Raw genomic sequence first — 1,944 nt, forward strand, 5'->3', positions numbered from 1 at the left:
AAGCTGACAGACGAGTACAATCAATATTAACGCCATCAACATTTATTTCGCAATTTAAGTTTATTTCTTCTTGCTGAAGAGACAGCTTTGATATGTAGGGAATACTTTTATCATCGGGTAGCATCTCTTCCCCAGAAAATGCACTCACCCTAACCGATGAATTGGAAGAAATATCCACCCTTGTTCTCCACTATTATTATTCTAGGAATACACTAATACTATGGTTACCAATTTATAACACAATTATTGCATAAACTTTATCATACTATTTGTGATTAATGTGATACTTATAAACCTTTACTAAGATAAAAAAACAGGCTTCAACAGAGAAATGTGAGAATTGGGGAAAACATCGAGTAAAAATTACTATCACTATAATCAAATATTTATCAAATTATCACTATTCTCTATACTACTTGATAAAAGCAATATATTGGTGATCATAGTGATATCCCTATAAGAATGTAAGTACAAAAAATGTGGAATAAAAAATTATTAGTCATTTATGACTATAGGATATGTTTAACACGATTATATGTATTATTAGTTACAGAATATAATGTAGTTATATTAAAGCAAGCACAATTTAAGTACCAAATTAGAAGAAAAAAAGCAGCGCAAGAAACGCTCACCCAAATTATTTATTACGCACGGTACAAAATATCTGACATGTCTACAGTTGATTCTATAATTGCTCTTTGCATGTAACATGGATTTGCAAAAATGTGCCAAAGAAAAAATCAACCTACCAGTAACAGTCACTCAAAAAACATTAGGTTAAAAATAACTCTGTAGACAAATTGTTCAACCCAAGCTTTATAAGGTGCATAAGATTAGGATCAAAAAGCCAAACTACATACTTACTTCGTAAATTTTTACTAGATTTTTTATGTAAAAGTCTAACAGACATTACGTGACTACTGCTGCTTAATAAAAACAACCTCTGTTCGTGAAGACTAGTATCTTTGGCGATACCACACAAAAAATCACCGAACTTACGACAAGCCACAATATGCCTGCCACAGGACCTATCTATCATGCTTTTATACATTTTAGCAATGTCTTCAGTAATAATACTTTCTATTAAAGTAGCGCTTCCAAAAATATCTACAACTACTAATATCACCGGGTGGCATCTCCTCCCCTGAAAATGCACTCACCCTAGCTGGTGAATTGGAAGAAATAGCCATACTTGTTCTCCGTTATTATTATTTTTTAGAGGTATACTTACATCATTGCGACTAATAATTTTCAATATAGTTTATAATTACAGTGCCTATAGACACATATCTTATGACATATAGAGAAACAAGATCTAATATGGGGAATAGATGCAGTATATTAATAATTATAGTAATATCCCTATAACAATGGAAGCATAAAAAATACGTAATAAGCAGGAATAAAAAATTATTAACCATTGCTACGTAGATAACGAGCATTAAATTAACGCTAGGATATACATTACAAGCACATCGATTATAAGGGATGGTACACTAGAAGTGTAATTTCGAAGAAAAAAGCAGAATAAGAAAAGCCACTAATCTTAAATGGGTCCTCACAAAATATGGTCCAGATTAAAATTCTGCTCCGTAACTAAATTGTTGAGACCGACTTTTCAAGGCACATAGGACAAAAATGTTATTGTAATAACTTAGAGCTTCATCTGATCCTACATAACCAGGCAATCTCTAGGATCACATGACGCACCAGACTGATCATTTTTATGATCTGTAAGCCTATTTAGAAAAACTTCATACCTAGTAATTTCAAAACTTCCACCTCTATTAGCAATATCTAAATACTCTCTGCGCCTCGTAACTTTAGTTAATTTTGCATGTACTTCTGAAAACACATCTATCGGCAGTCGTAACAACAACTTGTAATATTCATCAATAACACCATCATGCGCTGTAAACATAGCTGGAACACCACGCACATCTC

General features: G+C 32.5%; 2 protein-coding genes. Both read right to left on the reverse strand.

The genetic code is table 11. The features are described from left to right. Positions 1-772: 772 nt before the first annotated feature. On the reverse strand, positions 773-1,126 hold the full coding sequence (locus tag A6733_RS00360; RefSeq protein WP_092411489.1) for a ShET2/EspL2 family type III secretion system effector toxin: 354 nt from the start codon (positions 1,124-1,126) through the stop codon (positions 773-775). 546 nt (positions 1,127-1,672) lie between these two features. Further along, the coding region (locus A6733_RS00365) for a hypothetical protein (RefSeq protein ID WP_242641578.1) at positions 1,673-1,944 on the reverse strand (272 nt) is incomplete at its 5' end.

This window comes from Candidatus Ichthyocystis sparus, assembly GCF_900078745.1.
Taxonomy (GTDB): domain Bacteria; phylum Pseudomonadota; class Gammaproteobacteria; order Burkholderiales; family 2013Ark19i; genus Ichthyocystis; species Ichthyocystis sparus.